General features: G+C 70.4%; 14 protein-coding genes and 1 pseudogene. 3 read left to right on the top strand and 12 right to left on the bottom strand.

From position 1 onward, the window contains the following. Window positions 1–343: 343 nt before the first annotated feature. The 5 genes from ACIA8E_RS05630 to ACIA8E_RS05610 all read right to left on the bottom strand — a co-directional run bounded on the left by ACIA8E_RS05630 (window position 344) and on the right by ACIA8E_RS05610 (window position 6,123). Window positions 344–1,492 (bottom strand): PP2C family protein-serine/threonine phosphatase, encoded by a 1,149-nt coding sequence (locus ACIA8E_RS05630; protein ID WP_399294856.1) that lies wholly within the window; start codon window positions 1,490–1,492, stop codon window positions 344–346. A gap of 247 nt (window positions 1,493–1,739) precedes the next feature. Next, window positions 1,740–4,196, bottom strand: coding sequence for a SpoIIE family protein phosphatase (locus ACIA8E_RS05625; protein WP_399294854.1), 2,457 nt, complete (start codon window positions 4,194–4,196; stop codon window positions 1,740–1,742). Window positions 4,197–4,270: 74 nt separating this feature from the next. After that, window positions 4,271–5,104 (bottom strand): VOC family protein, encoded by an 834-nt coding sequence (locus tag ACIA8E_RS05620; RefSeq protein WP_399294852.1) that lies wholly within the window; start codon window positions 5,102–5,104, stop codon window positions 4,271–4,273. A gap of 34 nt (window positions 5,105–5,138) precedes the next feature. After that, window positions 5,139–5,465 carry a plasmid stabilization protein gene (locus ACIA8E_RS05615; protein WP_399294850.1) on the bottom strand — a complete coding sequence of 109 codons (327 nt, stop codon included), beginning with the start codon at window positions 5,463–5,465 and terminating at the stop codon, window positions 5,139–5,141. Window positions 5,466–5,715: 250 nt separating this feature from the next. Then, complete coding sequence (locus ACIA8E_RS05610) at window positions 5,716–6,123, bottom strand: DUF2795 domain-containing protein (RefSeq protein WP_399294848.1); 408 nt, start codon at window positions 6,121–6,123, stop codon at window positions 5,716–5,718. A gap of 241 nt (window positions 6,124–6,364) precedes the next feature. Between ACIA8E_RS05610 and ACIA8E_RS05605 the strand changes: the two genes are divergently transcribed. The 3 genes from ACIA8E_RS05605 (at window position 6,365) to ACIA8E_RS05595 (ending at window position 10,845) form a co-directional block, all read left to right on the top strand. Next, window positions 6,365–6,673, top strand: coding sequence for a hypothetical protein (locus tag ACIA8E_RS05605; protein WP_399295090.1), 309 nt, complete (start codon window positions 6,365–6,367; stop codon window positions 6,671–6,673). Between the two features lie 959 nt (window positions 6,674–7,632). Continuing rightward, window positions 7,633–9,855, top strand: a complete 2,223-nt coding sequence (locus ACIA8E_RS05600) for an NADP-dependent isocitrate dehydrogenase (RefSeq protein ID WP_399294846.1) — start codon at window positions 7,633–7,635, stop codon at window positions 9,853–9,855. A 228-nt stretch (window positions 9,856–10,083) separates the two neighbouring features. After that, window positions 10,084–10,845: a carbon-nitrogen hydrolase family protein gene (locus tag ACIA8E_RS05595; RefSeq protein ID WP_399294845.1), complete on the top strand. Its 762-nt coding sequence runs from the start codon at window positions 10,084–10,086 to the stop codon at window positions 10,843–10,845. A gap of 5 nt (window positions 10,846–10,850) precedes the next feature. On the opposite strand, the pseudogene ACIA8E_RS05590 reads toward ACIA8E_RS05595, so the two are convergent. The 7 genes and pseudogenes from ACIA8E_RS05590 to ACIA8E_RS05560 form a co-directional block, all read right to left on the bottom strand. Further along, window positions 10,851–11,411 (bottom strand): annotated as a pseudogene (locus ACIA8E_RS05590) (GNAT family N-acetyltransferase); the annotation flags it as partial. Between the two features lie 29 nt (window positions 11,412–11,440). After that, the gene (locus ACIA8E_RS05585; RefSeq protein ID WP_399294843.1) at window positions 11,441–11,680 is read right to left on the bottom strand and encodes a DUF1049 domain-containing protein; all 240 of its coding nucleotides are present in this window, start codon (window positions 11,678–11,680) and stop codon (window positions 11,441–11,443) included. Between the two features lie 127 nt (window positions 11,681–11,807). Beyond that, window positions 11,808–13,622, bottom strand: a complete 1,815-nt coding sequence (locus ACIA8E_RS05580) for a CocE/NonD family hydrolase (protein ID WP_399294841.1) — start codon at window positions 13,620–13,622, stop codon at window positions 11,808–11,810. 126 nt (window positions 13,623–13,748) lie between these two features. After that, complete coding sequence (locus ACIA8E_RS05575) at window positions 13,749–14,693, bottom strand: LD-carboxypeptidase (protein ID WP_399294839.1); 945 nt, start codon at window positions 14,691–14,693, stop codon at window positions 13,749–13,751. Then, on the bottom strand, window positions 14,690–16,678 hold the full coding sequence (locus ACIA8E_RS05570) for a prolyl oligopeptidase family serine peptidase (RefSeq protein WP_399294838.1): 1,989 nt from the start codon (window positions 16,676–16,678) through the stop codon (window positions 14,690–14,692). The genes ACIA8E_RS05575 and ACIA8E_RS05570 overlap by 4 nt, the downstream gene beginning before the upstream one ends. A 23-nt stretch (window positions 16,679–16,701) precedes the next feature. After that, a complete protein-coding gene (locus tag ACIA8E_RS05565) occupies window positions 16,702–18,045 on the bottom strand; it encodes a M20/M25/M40 family metallo-hydrolase (RefSeq protein WP_399294836.1) in 1,344 nt (447 codons plus the stop codon). Beyond that, window positions 18,038–18,871: a M55 family metallopeptidase gene (locus tag ACIA8E_RS05560; RefSeq protein WP_399294834.1), complete on the bottom strand. Its 834-nt coding sequence runs from the start codon at window positions 18,869–18,871 to the stop codon at window positions 18,038–18,040. Before ACIA8E_RS05560 ends, ACIA8E_RS05565 begins: the two co-directional genes overlap by 8 nt. Window positions 18,872–19,004 lie beyond the last annotated feature (133 nt).

Genomic DNA, 19,004 nt, shown 5'->3' with positions numbered 1-19,004 from the left:
ATCGATCGCACACACATCCGTCCGTACGGAGACGTCGGACCAAGCCCAGCCGATGTGCCCTTTGGCCGGCAGTTTGCGGTGGCCGCACGCACCACGCCGAAGTCGTCCACGAGAACCGTGTCGGCCTCGATCCCGGACGGCGGCCCGGACGCGAAGACCACGGGGCGTGGAGGCCACGTCGGTCATCACCGACTGCACCGGCGTGTCCACTGCGTACTGATCCTCGCCGCCGGACTGCTCCAACTCCTCATCGGCTTGGTGAAGTTGGGACGCCGGTTCCACGCGATCCCGCGGTCGTGGCTCGCCGCGCTCATCCCCGTGGTTCGATTCCGGAGCCGTGGCGTCACCCGTCGGTATGGAAGATCTTTCCGTGGTGGCGGTCCCGGTGGTGGGTGGGTGGCCGGTGGATCGCGATGAGGGCGGCGTCGTCACCGAGGCGCCCGCCGGCGTGAGCGAGGAGGTCACGCCGGATGTGCTGCAGGAGTGCCTTGGGGTTGCACTCGGCCCACTGGGCGGCTCGTTCCGCGAACGGATAGAACACACCGGCCTGGTCACGGGCCTCGATGACGCCGTCGGTGTACAGGACGAGGGTGTCTCCGACCTCGAAGGTGAACACGTCCAGGGTGTGGGACGACCGCATCAGGCCGAGCCCCAGCGGAGGCGCGGGGTGCAGGCTCGGGACGGTGACGGAGTCGCCGGGGCTGAGCAGCAGAGGCGGGGGGTGCCCACAGGTGGTCATCCGGGTGATGTGGTCGCCGTCGGGGATCTCCAGCAGCAGGGCGGTGACGAAGCGTTCCCCGACCTCACCCTCCGGCTCGGAGAATTCTGCCTGGTAGCGGTCCACGCTCCGATCCAGGGCGTCTGCCAGTGCGGGCAGGGACGTGTGCTGGTGGGCGGCCTCGCGGAAGGCGCCGAGAAGCAGTGCGGCCTCTCCGATGGCGGCCAGGCCCTTGCCCCGTACATCCCCGATCATCACTCGGGTACCGCCGTCGGTACGGGTCGCCGCGTACAGGTCGCCGCCGATCTCTGCCTCGTCCTCGGCTGCCAGGTACAGGCAGGCCGTCCGCAACGGACCGATCCGGTCCGGGATGGGCCACAGCAGCACGTGTTGAGCGGCCTCGGCCACCGACCGCACCTGGTCCAGCGTCCTTTCGCGCCCCTCGCGCACCACGCAGAAGAACACGATCAGAGATGAGAGCACTGCCAGCGCGACGACCTGCACCACCGCGTTGCGGGTGAAGAGCAAGCCGATGTGCCAGCCGATGTACGCCTGGGCCGCCACGGCGAGGAGTCCGATCGCGCCGGTCAGCCGGGGACCGGCGAACGAGGCGGTGATCGCCGGTGCGATGACCAGCAGCGGACCGAGGTGCACGTCCGCCGGGACCAGGATGTCCACGACCGTGATCACCACGATGAGCGCGATCGGGATCACCAGCAGCGCATGGCTCGACTGCCATGGCCGCCAACCGGCAAAGGGCCGCCCGCCTCCCATAACTTCCACAGTGCACCGTCCGAGGGAGGCTGACGAGTTGGGCACACCGTGAAGACATGCCCGGGAGGCGGGGGAAACCGCCTCGCGGCAGTCGTCGAGCAGGTGTATGCGCGCGCTCCGGCAACGCATCGAGGTGCCGTCGCTGCCGCTGTGTGCCCGCCAGGGATCACGGGACAGCATTGGGCCTCCGCCGCCTTGAACGCGATCCTCCCGGGCGACCGCACGGCCGCGTCCCGACTCCCGCAACTCACTGCGGAAGGGACAGCTCGGCCCAGATGATCTTGCCACGTGCGGCGTAGCGGGTGCCCCAGTGGTCGGTGAGCTGGGCGACGAGGAACAGGCCGCGACCGCCCTCGTCGTCGCTCTGGGCCCGGCGCAGATGCGGGGCCGTGCTGTTGCCGTCGGACACTTCGCAGATGAGGTTCTGATCGTGGATCAGGCGTAGCCGGATGGGCGGCTTGCCGTAGCGGATGGCGTTGGTGACCAGCTCGCTGACCACCAGTTCGGCGACGTACGCCAGGTCCTGCAGCCCCCACAGGTCCAGCTGCCGGGTGGCCGCGGCCCGCGCGTCCACCACGATGGCGGGATCCAACGGCAGATCCCAGGAAGCCACGCGGTCCGGGCCGAGTGCCCGGGTGCGGGCGACCAGCAGCGCGACATCGTCCGGCGGCCGGAACGGCAGCAGCGCCGCGGTCAGCTGGTCGCAGACGTCCTCGAGCGCGGGCTCCGGTTGGGACAGGACGCGGCGCAGCGAGTCCAGGCCGATGTCGATGTCCTGGTCCCGGGCCAGGATCAGCCCGTTGGTGTACAGGACGAGCAGGCTGCCTTCGGCAAGGTCCAGTTCGGTCGTCTCGAACGGCAGCCCCCCCAGACCCAGCGGAGGCCCTGCGGGCACCTCCGGGAAGTCGACGCTGCCGCCGGGGCCCGCCACGGCGGGCGGATAGTGGCCGGCACTGGCGAGCGTGCAGCGCCGCTCGGCGGGGTCGTACACCGCGTACAGACAGGTTGCCCCGATCGCGGGCCCGTCCGCGTGGGGTTCGTCGCGGCCCCCACCACCTTCCTCCTCGGTGAGGCGGCCCACCAGGTCGTCGAGATGGGTGAGCAGTTCGTCAGGCGGCAGGTCCAGGTCGGCCAGGGTGTGTACTGCGGCGCGCAGTCGCCCCATGGTGGCGGAGGCCTGTACTCCATGTCCCGGCACATCCCCCACCACCAGGGCGACCCGGGCCCCGGACAGCGGGATCACATCGAACCAGTCCCCGCCCAGATCGGTGTCCGAGCCGGCGGGCTGGTAGCGGCCGGCGACCTCCACCGCGTTCAGCACGGGCAGGCGTTGCGGGAGCAGGCTGCGCTGCAGGGCCAGGGCGGTGTTGTGTTCGCGCGTGTAGCGGCGGGCGTTGTCCATGGAGAGAGCCGCCCGGGAGGCCAGTTCGGCGGCCAGGGTGATGTCGTCGTCGTCAAAGGGCTCGGGATCCCGCCACCGGTAGAAGGTGGCCACGCCCATCAGGACGTCCCGCGCGGTAAGTGGTACGGCGATGAGCGAGTGGACCCTGGTGGCACGGATGATCGCAGCCCGCTTGGGATCCTCGTCCAGCCAGGGCGCCGTGAGGTCCAGGTGAGCGATGAACTTCGCCTCGAGATCGGCTACGCACTGGGCCTGGGGCGAGGCCGGACCGAACCGGCTCAGTTCGCCGACGGCCAACACCTTCGGTGGCCGCATCGACTCGAATACGGTCTCGTGGGCCGCCCGACGCAATGTGAGCCCCTGGTCGGCCGGGCCGGGCGTGGGTGTGTCTCCCCGGAGCACCGAGTCCAGCAGATCCACCGTCACGCTGTCCGCCAGTCGGTGGAGCGCCACCTCCGCCAGCTCCTTTGCGGTGCGGCCCACATCCAGGGTGGTGCCGATACGTATGCTCGCCTCGTTGATCAGCTGCATCCGCTCCCTGGCCCGGTGGGCATCGGTGATGTCGACGACCGCGTGGCACAGTCCGAGCACCGTTCCCTCGGAGTCCTCGAGCCGGAAGATCCCGGTGGACCAGACGTGCTCACGGCTGGGATCGGCCGGAGTGAGGCCGCGTTGGATGAAGTCGAGCACCGGTTCGCCGGTGGCCAGGACGCGTTTCATCGTCGCCTCGACCTCGGCGACGTTCAGGTCGGGCAGCGCCTCGCTGATCCGTTTGCCCAGCCGCTGCCCGATCGGCACACCTGTCATCCGCTCCAGTGCCCCGTTGCGCCGGGTGCAGCGCAGATCGGTGTCGGAGACCAACAGCCCGACCGGCGACTGGTTGAACAGGCCGGACAGTACCGCGAGGTCCTCCTCCCAGCGCCGCGTCTCGGCCTCCTCGGCGGCCAGCAGCAGCCAGAACCGTGCCTCGTCCGGGCCCACCCAGGGGTGGGCCCGCAGGACCACGGCCAGGTCTCGCCCGTCCTTACGGCGCAGAGTGGCACCGACCTGCCGCCCTTGTTCCGCCTCGTGGCTCAGGTCGGCGGCCGCCGTGAGGACTGCTGCGCGCCCGGCAGCGGCGAGCAGGGACGCAGCAGGCCGCCCCAGAACCTCGGCAGCTCCGTAGCCCAGCAGCTGCTCTGCACCCGCACTCCACCCGGCGAGTACCCCGCGGGCGTCCATCACCGCTGCGGCCGCTCGAGTCGCGGCGAACGGACTGCCGGACGCACTGCCGACCTCGGTGTGGTCTGTGTCCGGTGCCATGCACCCCGTCCTTGCCGTGTCGTCCTCGGAGACCCTTCCAAGACAGTTCTGCTGCGTGATCGCACTCCCGATTATCATCCGCCGTGTCCGACGGGGCCTTTCCTGGTCACCGGCCCGGCCGGCACCGATCCGGTGGAGACGGTGAAGAGACCTCCACCGGGGTCGCTGATGACGGACTCGGTCCCGCCGCCCGGGGACGGAGCCAGGGGAGTGGCGGTTCCCCCTGCCGTGCGTGCGGCGGCGATGACCGGTTCCACGTCGCCGACCCGGAAGTGCACGTGCCAGCGTGGCCGCACGCGGGGGTCGGGAGATTCCCCGACGCCGCCTCCGCGCACGGTGGCCACGGTGTTCTTGACCTGCCGCACGGTGACGGTGTCGTTCTCGTAGGCATAGGCGACCTCGCAGCCACCGGGCTCGCCTGAGGCCCAGTCGAAGATCTGTGCGTAGAAGATGGCGGCGTCGAACGCGTCCCGGGTGCGTAGCTCGAGAACGGCCGGCGGGTTGCCCTGCTCGTCCGACCAGCGAAGGGCCCGGCCTTCCCAGAAGCCGAAGACGGCCCCGTCGCGGTCGGCTGCCACCGCGCCCCGGCCGAGGCCGAATCGCACCGGGCCGACGGCGACGGTGCCGCCGCGCTCACGCACCCGGGCCGCGGTGACGTCCGCGTCCGCCACGGCGAAGTACGGGGTCCACGACCCGGCCACCGGCCGGCCGGGCGCCACTTCACCCAGCCCGGCCACCGGCTGCCCGTGGGCGGAGGCGACCGAAAAGCCTGTTCCCAGGCTGCCCGGCCGGAATTCCCATCCCAGAACGGCCGAGTAGAAGTCCTGCGTGGCTCGCAGGTTGCGGGTCATGAGGTTGACCCAGCACGGTGTTCCGCACACCGGCATGACGTGCCCTGTGGGCGTCATCAGCGTTGTCTCCTCGCCCCCGCACGATGTCCTGTCAGCGGCCGAGCGCCTCGCGCAACTCCTGTTTGTTCATCGCCGAGCGGCCCTCGACGTGCTTCTTCTTCGCCTCTTCGTAGAGCTGGTCCTTCGTGGGCCCCTGCGCTCCGCGATGGGACCGCTCACCGCCACGCTGTGAGGCGGATTTCGGATCGCGCAGGGAACTCCTGCTCGCCGTTCGCGCCTCTCCTGAGCGGGCCCGCTCCTTGTTGACGGTGCGTGCCGCGAGTTCCTTCGCACGCGCCTCGGAGGCGCCACGTTTCTCGGCACTCTCCTTGATGTGCTCGTACTGCCGCTCCCGCTTACGACTCGATCCTGCCGGCATCACATCGTTCCTCTCCTGCATCCGGCCCTGCGCGCGGCAGCCCGGGTGGCGATTCCCTCGCGCCGTGCGACGTCCCCCACGGGGCCGCCGCACGCATTCCACCCATACGCCCACAACACCCCGTACGCCACCCGGGACGGCACCGAACTCCTGTCGCCGATCCGTCGCCGCTCTCGGTATGTTCACGCACTGACGGGTACCGAATGCCACATGAACTCCGCGCTCTGCAAGCACATTCCGCCGTGCGCGTTCACACGCGGGGCCGGTAGCCGAGCGCCCGGACGATCTGCCCGGCGTTCCCGTACCGCTCGTCCGCCGGCAGGTCTCGTACGGCTTCGAGCAGTGGGTCCGGCACATGCTCCTCGGACAGGGTCCGCAGGAGTGACCTGCGGTCGGCGGGGAAGTCGCTGCGGTTCAGATGCCGTGCCAGGTCGGACCTGAGCCGTCCGGCCTCGGCCTCGGCACGCGCCCGGTCCCTTCCTGCACCGGGCGGCGGAACGGGACCGCCGACGTCCACCGTCACATCGTCGTCGGCCGCCGGCTCGGGGTCGTACGACTCCACCGTGTGGGTGGGGTGTCCGGACCTCAGATAGTCCTTGAGCGCGTGCTTTCTCTCGTCGTCCACCCACGGACTGACCTGGCTGCTTCCTCGCTCCATGGTCAAGCACCTCCTGGGCCTCCGTCGCTGACACGGGCGCGACCTCGCTCAGCCTTGGATCTCATTGTGCTCCGGGTGTCCGTCGATGGCGATCTTGCGATCTTGTGCGCGCCCGTCCGGCTGCGAACATCGCAGCCGCGACCGTCATCCCGCCCGGCCGCGACCGCCGAGGCGAGTACTCCGGGCTCCGGCGGGCCGATCCCGAGGGGCAACGCTACGGATGCCGACCGAAACTGGTTCCATGAACCCGTACGAGGGACTGGCAACGGTGAAGTTGGCGGACGACTCAACAGTCCGTGTGTGGGCCGAAGTCTCGCTCGATGAGAACCCCGACGACACCGCCGGGCCCATCGACACGCCTCGATGGACAGCCCGGCTCACGGCCCCCGGCGGCGAAGCACTGCTGCTCCGGGGCTGCGTGACCCTGATCCTCGACTCCGGTGCCCGCTGGCCGGCCGAGGTGACCTCCTCACACCCGTCATCCGGACCCCACTCCCCGAACTGGACCGAGGCCAAGGGCGCAGGCCCGGCCGTGAACCGGGCGACGTGATCGCCTGCTGCCCCTGCATCGCAGAGAGCGCACCCCGGCGATCTCGTTCCCGCGCCCGCTGCACGAGGCAGCACCTCCGGCCGGCCGGACCCGGGCGACTTCTCGGCCCGACCCGTCGATCACCCCTCCGGCTGGGCCGTCGGCGACTGCTCGGCCACCCGCAGCAGCAGCTTGCCCGTCGAGGTGCGTCCGCCCATCAGCGTGTGGGCCTCGGCCGCCGCGGACAAGGGGACTCCGCGCTGATCGGCACGTCCACGACACCGTCGACGACGGTACGGAACGCGCGTTCGACGAGCGGGCGCAGAACCTCGGGCGCGGTCCGTGCGAGCGACAGGATGGAGAAGCCCGCGACCGAGCCGCCCTGCCCCATGAGCTCGGCCGGCGGACCCCGTCCACGAAGGAGTCGCCCACGAACACCTCGTCGTAGCCGTACTCGCGTGCGTATGCGGCCTTGGCCGCGGAGGAGACGACGCCGTACACCGCGCCCGCTCCCGCCGCCCGGGCCAGCTGCCCGGCGACGGTGCCGACACCGCCCGCAGCACCGTGCACCAGCACGCTCTCGCCGGCACGCAGCCGCCCTACCTCGTGGAGCAGCGCATGCGCGGTCGGCAGCACGGTGGGCAGTGCGGCCGCGGCCCGCAGGTCGACCCCCTTCGGGAGCGGGAAACGGTGGCGGCCTCGGCCACCACGACCTCCGCGTAGGCGCCACCGGTGAGCGCGGCGACCTCCTGCCCCGGACGCAGCCCCTCGACCCCGTGGCCGACGGCGCGGACGCGCCAACCGACTGCGGCGGGAGGAGTTCGACGCGCGGTTCCCCGGCCTCCTCGAACTGGTCCTGCGCGCCGACAGCCCTCGTCGGTGATTTCTGCCACCGGTCGGGGCAGGGCCCTGTCGAACGGGCGGGCGTCACGGGATATCTTGATGTCAAGCAATGTTGCAGACGTGGAGCGGAGCACCCGGTGACTGACTCGACCATCATCTATACGCACACCGACGAGGCCCCGGCGCTGGCCACGTATTCGTTCCTGCCCGTGATCGAGGCGTACGCCTCGACGGCCGGGGTCACCGTGGAGAACCGCGACATCTCCCTGTCGGGACGGATCATCGCCTCGTTCCCCGAGCGCCTCGACGAGAACCAGCGCATCGATGACGCTCTCGCCGAGCTCGGCGCGCTGGCCAAGACGCCCGGCGCGAACATCATCAAGCTGCCGAACGTCTCGGCGTCGATCCCGCAGATGAAGGCGGCGATCGCCGAGCTGCAGCAGCAGGGTTACGCGCTGCCGGACTACCCGGACGACCCGCAGACGGACGAGGACAAGGACGTCCGCGCGCGCTACGACAAGATCAAGGGCAGCGCGGTCAACCCGGTACTGCGCGAGGGCAACTCCGACCGCCGCGCCCCCGCGTCCGTGAAGAACTACGCCAAGGCGCACCCGCACCGCATGGGCGCCTGGACGGCCGACTCGAAGACGAACGTCGCGACGATGGGCGTCGACGACTTCCGCTCCACCGAGAAGTCCGTCGTGATCGCCGAGCCGGACACGCTGCGCATCGAACTCGTGGGCGACGACGGCACCACCACCGTGCTGCGCGAGTCGGTACCGGTCCTCGCGGGCGAGGTCGTGGACGCGTCCGTCCTGCGCGCCGCACCGCTGCGCGAGTTCCTGACCGCGCAGATCGCCCGGGCCAAGGCCGAGGGCGTGCTGTTCTCCGTGCACCTGAAGGCCACGATGATGAAGGTCTCCGACCCGATCATCTTCGGCCACGTGGTCCGCGCCTTCTTCCCGAAGACGTTCGCCAAGTACGGCGAGACGCTTGCCGCCGCGGGACTGACCCCGAACGACGGTCTCGGCGGCATCCTCAAGGGCCTGGACTCGGTGCCCGACCTGGGCGCCGAGATCAAGGCGTCCTTCGAGGCCGAGCTGGCCGAGGGCCCGGCCCTCGCGATGGTCGACTCCGACAAGGGCATCACCAACCTGCACGTCCCGAGCGACGTCATCGTCGACGCCTCCATGCCGGCCATGATCCGGACCTCCGGCCACATGTGGGGCCCGGACGGCAACGAGGCCGACACCCTCGCCGTCCTCCCGGACAGCAGCTACTCCGGCGTGTACCAGGTCGTCATCGACGACTGCCGTGCGCACGGCGCGTACGACCCGTCCACCATGGGCTCGGTCTCGAACGTCGGCCTCATGGCGCAGAAGGCCGAGGAGTACGGCAGCCACGACAAGACCTTCGAGATCCCCTCCACGGGCACCGTGCGCCTCGTCGACCAGGCCGGCAACGCCGTACTGGAGCAGCAGGTCTCCCAGGGCGACATCTTCCGCGCCTGCCAGGCCAAGGACCTGCCGATCCAGGACTGGGTCAAGCTCGCGGTCACCCGCGCCCGTGCGACGGGCGTCCCGGCCGTGTTCTGGCTCGACGAGAACCGCGCCCACGATGCGCAGGTGATCGCCAAGGTCAAGACGTACCTCGCCGACCACGACACCGATGGTCTGCAGATCGAGATCATGTCGCCGGTCGAGGCCACCGCGTTCTCCCTGGAGCGCATCCGCCGTGGCGAGGACACCATCTCCGTCACCGGCAACGTCCTGCGTGACTACCTGACGGACCTGTTCCCGATCCTGGAGCTGGGCACCAGCGCCAAGATGCTCTCGATCGTCCCGCTGATGGCCGGCGGCGGCCTCTTCGAGACGGGCGCCGGCGGCTCCGCCCCGAAGCACGTCCAGCAGCTCGTCAAGGAGAACTACCTGCGCTGGGACAGCCTCGGCGAGTTCTTCGCCCTGGCCGCCAGCTTCGAGCACCTGGCCACCACCACGGGCAACGCGCGCGCCCAGGTCCTCGCCGACACCCTCGACCGCGCCACCGGCACCTTCCTCAACGAGGACAAGTCGCCGAGCCGCAAGCTGGGTGGCATCGACAACCGCGGCAGCCACTTCTACCTGTCGATGTACTGGGCCCAGGAGCTGGCGAAGCAGACGGACGACCCGCAGCTCGCGGAGGCGTTCGCCGGTCTCGCCAAGACGCTCACCGAGCAGGAGCAGACCATCGTCGACGAGCTCATCGCCGTGCAGGGCTCGCCGGTCGACATCGGTGGCTACTACCACCCCGACGCCGCCAAGGCCTCGGCCGCCATGCGTCCGTCGGCGACGTTCAACGAGGCCATCGCGACCCTCGGCTGACCTTCGGGCCACCCGACAACTGCGGTACTCGTTCCGCCCCGGCCGCACTTCCGTGCGGCCGGGGCGGTCCCGTATCCGGGCACACCGCCGCCTCGGATCTGCTGGGGCACCGTCCATCGGCGTGCTCGCGTGCGAGCCGGTCCCGGTACGGACCCTCGGCTGACCGCCGTCTACGCTGTGGACGACGCTGTTCATGCCTGTGACCTGCGCGTATGAAGAGGCCTGTGCATGCCTGACAGCTCTGTCGACCGCCGCCGACCGACCCGGAGCAGCACGTTGTCCGCACCCTTGACCGTCGCCGTCGCCCAGCCCGTCTGTCTCCACCTCGATGTCGCCGCTAACGCCACCGCCCATGCGGCGGCAGTCGCTGAAGCCCGGGCCCGGCTGGTCGTCTTCCCGGAGCTGTCGCTGACCGGCTACGACCTCACCGCCCCGGCCGTCTCCCCCGACGACGCCCGCCTCGGGCCGATCGTCTCCGCATGCCGCGCCACCGGGGCGACGGCGCTGGCCGGGGCCCCGGTGCGCGACGCCGACGGGCGTGAGCACATCGCCACGCTCGCCGTCACGGGAGAGGGCGCGCGTGTCGTCTACCGGAAGATGTGGCTGCACGGCGAGGAGTTCGACCGCTTCAGCCCGGGCGAGAAGCCGGAGGTCCTGGTTGTCGACGGGGTGCGGCTGGGGCTTGCGATCTGTTACGACGCGGCTGTCCCCGACCATGCCGCCGACACCGCCGGTCTGGGCATCGACGCGTATGTGGCGAGCACCCTCTACGGTGCGGGCCCCGAATCGGCCGCCCGGCGCGACGGGCACATGAGCGAGCGGGCCGCCGCCCACCGTATGTGGGTGGTGCTGTCCACCTCGGCGGGGGCCGGCGGAACCTGTCCGCAGACGTCGGGCGGCTCCGGGATCTGGGGTCCGGACGGTGTCGTGGTCGTCCAGGCCGGACCGGAGCCCGGGGCCATGGTGTCGGCGTCCCTCGGCGGGTCCTGACGCACCATCTCGGCCGTGATCGCCCACCGCTCGTGATCACGCCACGCCCCGTCGATGAAGAGGAAGTCCGGGGAGAAGCCTTCGAGGCGGAATCCGGCCCGGCGCACCAGGGCGATCGAGCCCGCGTTGGCGGGCTGGATGTTCGCTTCCAGGCGGTGCAGTCCCAGCGGGCCGAAGGCGTACCGCATCACCAGGTCGAGCCCCTCGCTCATCAGGCCGCGCCCGGCCGCGTGGGCGAACGCTCCGTATCCCAGCGCGCCGCAGCGGAAGGCGCCGCCGACGATGTTGTTGATGTTGATGAACCCTGCGATGGGGCCGCTTGCGGCCGCGGTCCCGTTCCCGTCGTCGACTGCACGTTCGCAGACGAGGAAGCCCACTTTTGTGGCGTCCACCGTCAGCCGGCCCGCGTACGCGGCGTACGCACGCGCGTCGTCGGGCGGGAACAGCCACGGATGGTGCATGCCGTGGCTCTCCTTGGCGCGATTGGTGAACTCTTCGGCGTCCGCGGTGGTGAAGGGGCGGATCGCCGTGCGTGCGCCCTCGGCCAGGTAGGGGTTCTCAGACATCCGGACAGCGTAGGCAACCGCCGCCGGCCTCACTTCGCGCGGCGGCGGAAGAGATAGCCGCCGCACACCAACCCGGCGACGAACATCGCCAGCAGGGCCGCCGCGAGCGGCATCGTCACCAGGGGGATCAGCAGACGGATCGTGACTTCACCGGTGTTCTCGACGATGAAGACGAGCGACAGGATCGCGATGACGAGAACAACGATGCGGGAGGGCGAGAACGCTCCCACGGCGCCCTTGCCGCCGCTCGACACGTCCTTCGGGCTCATGGTCCGGCCCCTTCTCTGGTCCTGATACGTCACCGCCCCCGGTACCAGGATGTCTCCATCCGGCGCCCGGGGGCGGTGGTGAGCGGCCGTACGGGTGACGGTCCGGCCCGCGTCGGTCTGCCCGGTTTCAGTTCACCCGGCCGCCGACCACGGGCAGCTCCAGCACCCCCGTGTCGTCCGGGGCGCTGACGACCGTGACCGGCTTGATGCCACGGTTGCCGAAGTACGCGCTGTCGCTGGCCGCGATCACGAACTCGAGCCGGTGCCCCGCCCGGTACCGGTGCACGATGCCCGGCAACTGCACGGTGAACTGCCGGGTGACGTCCGGTACCCGCACCGGGGACACGAGGCGGTTCACCAGTGTCCTGGAACCGTCCGGCGCCACGTCGTACACCTTGGCGAACAGGACCAGCTTGTCGGCGGCGTCACCGCTGTTCTGTACGCGCTCCGTCTTGGGCGAGACGACCTTCAAGGTGGCCCTCGGCGCGCCGACGACATCGACGGCGGAGGGCAGCGGGGCGCTGGTCCAGCCGAGGTAGGTGCCATGTGTGTCGTACGGTTCGGGGTCCGGCAGTCCGATGATGCCGGCGAGCGAGCTCTCCGAGTGACTCGTCGGCACCAGCCAGTTGGCGTACTGGCGGCTGCCGCGGGTGACCTTGGAGCGGTTGTCGACGAGCTTGCCGTCACCGGAGAGGTAGACCTTCTGCGACAGCGCGGGCACGGCGGCCGCGGTGCCGTAGCCGCTCTTCCAGTCACGGTAGTAGGCGAACTCGGGTCCGGTGTCGGTGCTCTTGTTGTGCCGGAGGTAGCGGTCGAACCAGGCAAGCACGCGCTGTCCGACGTAACTGGTCTCCAGGTTGCCTTCACTCAGGTCGAGTTCACCGGGCACCTGGCCGCCGCTATGGCCCCAGGACTGCCAGATCATTTTTGTCGCGGTGCCCTGTGACTCGAGCGTCCGGTACGTGGCGGTGGCCTCGTTCAGGTTGAACAGGCTGTCGGTCTGGCCCTGGACCAGCAGGGTGGGTGCCTTGACCTTTCCGAGGTAGGAGACCGGCGAGACGCTGCGCGCGTATTCGAGCATCGCGTCGGCGCTGCCGGCCGGGTAGCGGCCGGAGTTGAGCAGCCCGATCGTGTCGCAGGCCTGCGGGGCGAAGTGCAGACAGGTGAGGTTGCCGAACCGGGACGGGTCGAGGCTGGGGGCGAGGATCGTCTGTCCCTCCCCCATCAGGTAGAAGCCGTTGGTCCACTGCCACTTGAAGACACCTGGCGTGTCCGAGGAGACGCCCTTGCTTGTGGCCGTGTTGTTGGGATCGAGCGCGTACGACAGGTCGTTCCAGGTGATCAGCGGCACGAGGGCGTCGACGCGGCGGTCGACGGCCGCCGTGGCCATCTGGATGGCGCCGCCGTACGAGCCGCCGATCATGCCGACACGCGGGTCGCCCTTGCCGTCCCTGGTGACGAAGTCGGCCTTCGTCCCGTCGTCGGCGGCGCGGGTCCCGGCGAGGAAGTCGATGAGTCCGGTGGCGGCCCGGCCGTCGATCGCCGGGTCGTCGAGCGTGATCAGACAGCCGGACTTGCCGAAGCCGAGGCCGGAGTAGACGAGTCCGACATAGCCGCGGGAGGCGAAGGCCTTGCCGATGGCGTCGGTCGAGCCGTCCGACTTGCTGCCGCCGAAGCCGTTGGTGGCGAGGACGGCGGGGGCGGGGTGAGCGGCGTCGGCCCCGGCGGGGCGGTAGAGGTCGGCGTCGACGGTACAGGAGCGACCGCCCGCCGTGACGGTGAACTTCAGTGCGGTGACGGTGTATTCGGGGGCAGCGGCCGTGGTGGCGGCGTGTGCCGCGCCGGTGAGGGCCAGAGGTGCGGCGAGCGCCGCCCCGGCTACGTAGGCGAAGGACTTACGGGACCGGGATCTGCGAACAGCGCGTGCCACGAAGACCTCCACAGCGAGGGCAGCTTACCGACCAGTAGGTACTGGGCGCGCTCATGCTGTGATACGCGTCATAGCGGTGTCAACGCTCGCGGCAGCGTTTCCTGAAGGATGTTCAACTTCTTCGCATCCGGAGTACGTTCAGATCAGCGCGGGCACCTCGACCGTGAGCACGCCCGGGCCGCCGTCCTCCGGCGCGTCCAGCACCGCGGGCACACCGAGCGGGATCGTGAGCGCCGTCGGGCCGTGCCCGAAGCCCAGCTCCTCGACGACGGGCACGCCGAGCCCGCCGAGCCGGTCGGCGAGTACCGCACGCACCTCCTCGTACGGTTCGCAGCCCTGCCAGGAGCCGCAGGCGACCCCGGATATCCCGGACAGCGCCCCTGCCCTGAGGAGTTGGGTGAGGATGCGGTCGAGGCGGTACGGATCCTCCGTCGTGTCCTCGATCATCAGCAGCCCGCCCCGCGCGGACGTCCGGGCGTGCGGGGTGCCGATGTCGGCGGCGAGCAGGCTCACGCAACCGCCGTACGTGATGCCTCGGGCCCGGCCGGGCACCAGCACCCCGGCCGTGCGAAGGCCGAGGGTCCGTACCGACTCCGGCTCGAACAGGGTGGCCCGCAGCGATTCCTGGGTGTCCGGGTCCTTGAGAAAGGTCTCCGTGGCGGCCATCGGGCCGTGCAGCGTCGAGAGCCCCATGTGCCGGGCGAACGCCTCGTGCAGGACGGTGATGTCGCTGTAGCCGACGAACACCTTGGGGCCGGCCGCGCGCATCGCCGCCCAGTCGACCAGGTCGACCATGCGGTGTGCCCCGTAACCGCCGCGGGCGCACAGCACCGCTTCGACCGACGGGTTGCACCAGGCCTCCTGGAGGTCCCGGGCACGCTCCTCGTCCGTACCCGCGAGATAGTCCAACTCCGGGTGCACAGCACGGACATGAGGCATCTCGAAGGGCTCCAGGCCCCAGCCGCGCAGCACATCGAGGCCTGCTTCCAGACGGTCGCCGGGCACCGGTCCGCTGGGCGACACGACGGCGACCCTGGCACCCGGTCGCAGGCGGGCGGCGCGGGCCAGAGGAGTCAGCGTCACTTCTTCAGCTCCAGTCGCGGTACGTCGGGGCGGTCGATCCCGAAGGTCTGTGCATAGAGGGAGAGTTCGGCCTCCAGCGCGGCGATCATGGTGTCGGCACGCCGGAATCCATGGCTCTCCCCCTCGAACGCGAGATACGCGTGCGGGATGCCGCGGCCTTCGATCGCAGCCAGGAACCGCTCGCACTGAGCCGGCGGGCAGATCACGTCGTCGAGCCCCTGGAGCAGCAGGAACGGCGTGGTCAGCCGGTCGGTCCGGTTGATCGGCGACCGTGCGCGGTAGCGGTCCGGGACCTCGGCGAGCGGGCCGATCAAGGACTCCAGGTACTGCGACTCGAAGTCATGGGTCTCGTCGGTGCCCCAGCCGGTCAGGTCGAGGATGGGGTAGCTGATGGTGCCGCAGGCATAGACATCGGTGCTGGTCAACGAGGCGGCTGTGGTCCAGCCGCCGGCGCTGCCGCCGCGGATGGCGAGCCGGTTCGGGTCGGCTGCGCCCTCGGCGGCCAGCGCCCGGGCGACGGCGGCGCAGTCCTCCACGTCGACGACGCCCCACTGTTGGCGCAGCCGGTTGCGGTACGTCCTTCCGTAGCCGGTGGAGCCGCCGTAGTTGACCTCGACGACGCCGATGCCGCGCGAGGTGAAGTAGGCGATCTCCAGGTCGAGGACGAGCGCGGCATGCCCGGTGGGACCGCCGTGCGCCCACACCACGTAGGGCGGCAACTCACCTTCCGCACCGACCCGTTCGGGGTTGCGCGGCGGGTAGATGTGGGTGTGGATGTCGCGGCCGTCGGGCCCGGTGAAGGTGCGCTGGTGAGGTTCGGGGTAGTACGCGGGATCGACCTCGTCCCGGTGCCGGGCGCCGATGATCCGGGTGCGGCCGGTCGCGGTGTCCAGCTCCACGATCTCGTACGCGCTGCGTGGGCTCGCGGCGACACCGATGACCCGGCTGCCGTGCACGGCGAGCGTCTCGGCCCATTCGGTCCAGGGCCCCGCGATGTCGGCGAGTTCACCCGTCTCCGGATCGAGGATGCCGAGGGTGGTGGTGCCCTTGCCGTGGATGGTGGCGATCAGCCCGTTCTCCAGCGGCCGGAACCAGCCGAGCCCGATCTTCCAGAGCGGTCCGGCGAACTCCTGCTCCTGTGTGCAGAGCGCCACCGTGCCCCGGTGCGGATCGGCGCGGTAGAGGTTCCACCAGCCGCTGCGGTCGCTCGCGAAGAGGAGCTGTCCGTCGGCGGCCCATTCGATCTGTGGCACCGATTCCTCGGGTCCGCCGCCGAAGCTCCAGGCGCTGTGGAACGTGCCGTCGTCGGCGATGTCGGCGAGCATCACCTCGGTGCCGTCCCACGGCATCCGCGGATGGTCCCAGGCGATCCACGCCACCCGCCGCCCGTCGGGCGAGACCTTCGGTCCGGTGACGAAGCGGTGCCGGTCGTCGGAGAGTTCGCGCACCGCGCCGCGGTCGTCGGCCGCCGATCCGTCCAGCGGCACGGCGGCGATCACCCGTCGTACTTCGGTGGGCGCCTCGCCGGTGAACTCCTCCAGGACACACCACACTTCGCCCCGCTCGCCCCGGTCGAGGTGCAGTTGCGGGTCGACCCAGCGCAGTCCTCCGCCGACGCCCGACAGCGGGGTGAGCGGCCACGGCTCGCCGGAGCCGTCCGGCGCATACGCGTACAGCCGCTGGTCGGAGAAGTTCACGAAGACAACGAGGGGTCCGCCGTCGGTACGCCCGGCGCCGGCCCAGGGCCGTCCGCCGTACTCGATGACGCGGCTGCGGACGTTCCACGGAACGGGCAGCACGGAGTCGGTGGTCCCGTCCGCCCGGCGGCGGACCAGGGCGCGACGGCCCGCCTCGGCCGGGCGCGGCTCCGTCCACCACACCTCGTCGCCGACCACGCCGACGTATTCCGGGCGGCCGTCGTGCGACGCGGCCAGCCGTGCGTCGATCGGTGACGGCCATGTTCCGTAGGCCCCTGTGGACACCATGATCAAATCCCCCCCAGTGCGGTTCAGGCCGTGCGCAGATAGTGGTCGAGTACGCGGACGCCGAAGTGCAGCGCCTCGACGGGCACGCGTTCGTCGACGCCGTGGAAGAGCGCCTGGTAGTCGAAGCCCACCGGGAGCTTCAGCGGTGAGAAGCCGTAGCCGGTGATGCCGAGGCGGGAGAACTGCTTGGCATCCGTGCCGCCCGACATGCAGTACGGGACGACATGGCCGTCCGGGTCGAAGCGCTCGACGGCGGCGCGCATCTTCGCGTACGTCGGCGAGTCCACCGGGGCCTGCAGGGCGACCTCGCGGTGGTGGAACTCCCAGTCGACATCGGGGCCGGTCAGCCGGTCCAGGGTGGCGTGGAACTCGTCCTCGCCACCGGGCACCATCCGGCCGTCGATGTAGGCGACGGCGCGGCCCGGGATCACATTGACCTTGTAACCGGCCTCCAGCATCGTCGGGTTGGCGCTGTTCCTGACGGTGGGTTCGACCAGTGCGGCGGCCGGGCCGAGCTTGCCGAGGAGTTCGTCCACGTCGAATCCGGGAGCGTCGACGTCCACCTGGATCCCGTGCAGCGCGGCGATCTCGGTGAGCGCCGCGCGTACGGTCGGGGTGAGCCGCACCGGCCATTCGTGCGCACCGATCCGGGCGACGGCGGCAGCGAGCGTGCTGACCGCGTTCGCCTTGTTGACCTTGGAGCCGTGGCCCGCCTTGCCGTGTGCGGTGAGCTTCAGCCATCCGGTGCCGCGTTCGCCCGCGGCGATCGGGTAGAGCGGCATCCTCGGTCCGGCGTGGAAGGTGAAGGCACCGGACTCGCTGATGCCCTCCGTGCACCCTTCGAAGAGTTCGGGGTGCTGGTCGGCGAGGAAGCCGGAGCCGTCGGCGGCGCTGGCCTCCTCGTCGGCGGTGTACGCGATCACGATGTCCCGGCGGGGCCGGATGCCGGCCCGGGCCCAGGCCCGGACGACGGCGAGGACCATGGCGTCCATGTTCTTCATGTCGATCGCGCCACGGCCCCAGACGACCCCGTCGCGGACCTCCCCGGAGAAGGGGTGCACGGTCCAGTCGTCGGCCTCGGCGGGCACGACGTCGAGATGCCCGTGCACCAGGAGCGCGTCGGCGGACGGGTCGGTGCCCTCGATCCTGGCGACCACGTTGGTACGGCCCGGGGTGCGTTCCAGCAGCTCGGGTGTCAGTCCGGCGGCGGCCAGCCGTTCGGCCACGTACTCGGCGGCCGGGCGCTCCCTGCAGTCGCCGGCGCCACGGTTCGTCGTGTCGATCCGGATCAGTTCGGAGGTGAACGTCACCGATTCGTCGAGCGCCAGATCGTCGACGGAGTCCTGGGGGGTGGTCACCTCAGCCATACTGCTCCTCCACAGCGGACGACACGATCGTCGTCACCGCCTTGAACGTCCGAATACCTTCGTACATCGTCGTGCTGGTGTAGGCGACACGCCGCTCACCGCTCGGCGCCACGCCGGGGACGACGGTCGCGGCCGCCGCCAGGTGCTCGGCGTCGAACTCCAGCTCCACGGTGAACGAGCCGCCCCGCACCGGATCACAGCGCCCGGCGAGCGCGGTCGCCTCCTTGGCGGCAGCCCGGATGTCGGCGGCGGTACGGGCCGGGGTGCGGCACACCGCCGCGTACCGCGACACATAGTCCTTCACGGCGACCTTGCGGGCCTCGGGGGCATATCCGTCCGCGTCCACGCAGGTCAGGTTGTCGCCGGTGACAAGGACGACGGGCACCCCGTACTCGGCGGCGACATGGGCGTTGAGCAGCCCCTCGCTGGCACGGACGCCGTTCAGCCAGACTCCGGTGATGGAGTTGGCGAGGTAGGTGTGCGCGAGCACGCCTTCCGTACCGGCTCCCGTGTGGTAGCCGACGAACGCGATCGCGTCGACGTCCCCGTGCTGGATCCCCTCCACCATGCTGAGGGACTTGTGCTTGCCGGTGAGCATCTCGACCCGGTCGTCGAGCCGCTCGAGCAGGAGGTTGCGCATGGACCAGTGAGCCTCGTTGATGAGCACCTCATCGGCTCCCCCGTCGTAGAAGCCGAGGGCCGCCGCGTTCACATCGGACGTGAACATCGAGCGGCAGCGCTCCCACTGCGGGGTGCCGGGCAGCACGTCGGCCGGCCAGGTCACCCCCGTGGCGCCCTCCATGTCCGCGCTGATGAGGATCTTCACGATGTACCGGTCCTCTCACAGGTCAGAAGTCGTTGCGATCTTCCTGCCGCAACACCGTACGCGGCGGCGGAGTCCCAGGCCAGAGGTGTTTTCAGCTCCAGAGGTCCAGTCCAGTGCAAGACCGTTGGGATCT

This window comes from Streptomyces sp. NPDC051664, from assembly GCF_044453545.1.
GTDB lineage: Bacteria > Actinomycetota > Actinomycetes > Streptomycetales > Streptomycetaceae > Streptomyces.
The sequence above is the reverse complement of the archived record's forward strand: the minus strand, read 5'-3'. Positions and strand labels throughout refer to the sequence as shown.

Excerpts from the sequence above, each read along its gene's own strand:
- ACIA8E_RS05630 (WP_399294856.1), bottom strand. The coding sequence starts at position 1,492 with ATGGGAGGCGGGCGGCCCTTTGCCGGTTGGCGGCCATGGCAGTCGAGC.
- ACIA8E_RS05625 (WP_399294854.1), bottom strand. The coding sequence starts at position 4,196 with ATGGCACCGGACACAGACCACACCGAGGTCGGCAGTGCGTCCGGCAGT.
- ACIA8E_RS05620 (WP_399294852.1), bottom strand. The coding sequence starts at position 5,104 with ATGACGCCCACAGGGCACGTCATGCCGGTGTGCGGAACACCGTGCTGG.
- ACIA8E_RS05615 (WP_399294850.1), bottom strand. The coding sequence starts at position 5,465 with ATGCCGGCAGGATCGAGTCGTAAGCGGGAGCGGCAGTACGAGCACATC.
- ACIA8E_RS05610 (WP_399294848.1), bottom strand. The coding sequence starts at position 6,123 with ATGGAGCGAGGAAGCAGCCAGGTCAGTCCGTGGGTGGACGACGAGAGA.
- ACIA8E_RS05605 (WP_399295090.1), top strand. The coding sequence starts at position 6,365 with ATGAACCCGTACGAGGGACTGGCAACGGTGAAGTTGGCGGACGACTCA.
- ACIA8E_RS05595 (WP_399294845.1), top strand. The coding sequence starts at position 10,084 with ATGCCTGACAGCTCTGTCGACCGCCGCCGACCGACCCGGAGCAGCACG.
- ACIA8E_RS05585 (WP_399294843.1), bottom strand. The coding sequence starts at position 11,680 with ATGAGCCCGAAGGACGTGTCGAGCGGCGGCAAGGGCGCCGTGGGAGCG.
- ACIA8E_RS05570 (WP_399294838.1), bottom strand. The coding sequence starts at position 16,678 with ATGGTGTCCACAGGGGCCTACGGAACATGGCCGTCACCGATCGACGCA.
- ACIA8E_RS05565 (WP_399294836.1), bottom strand. The coding sequence starts at position 18,045 with ATGGCTGAGGTGACCACCCCCCAGGACTCCGTCGACGATCTGGCGCTC.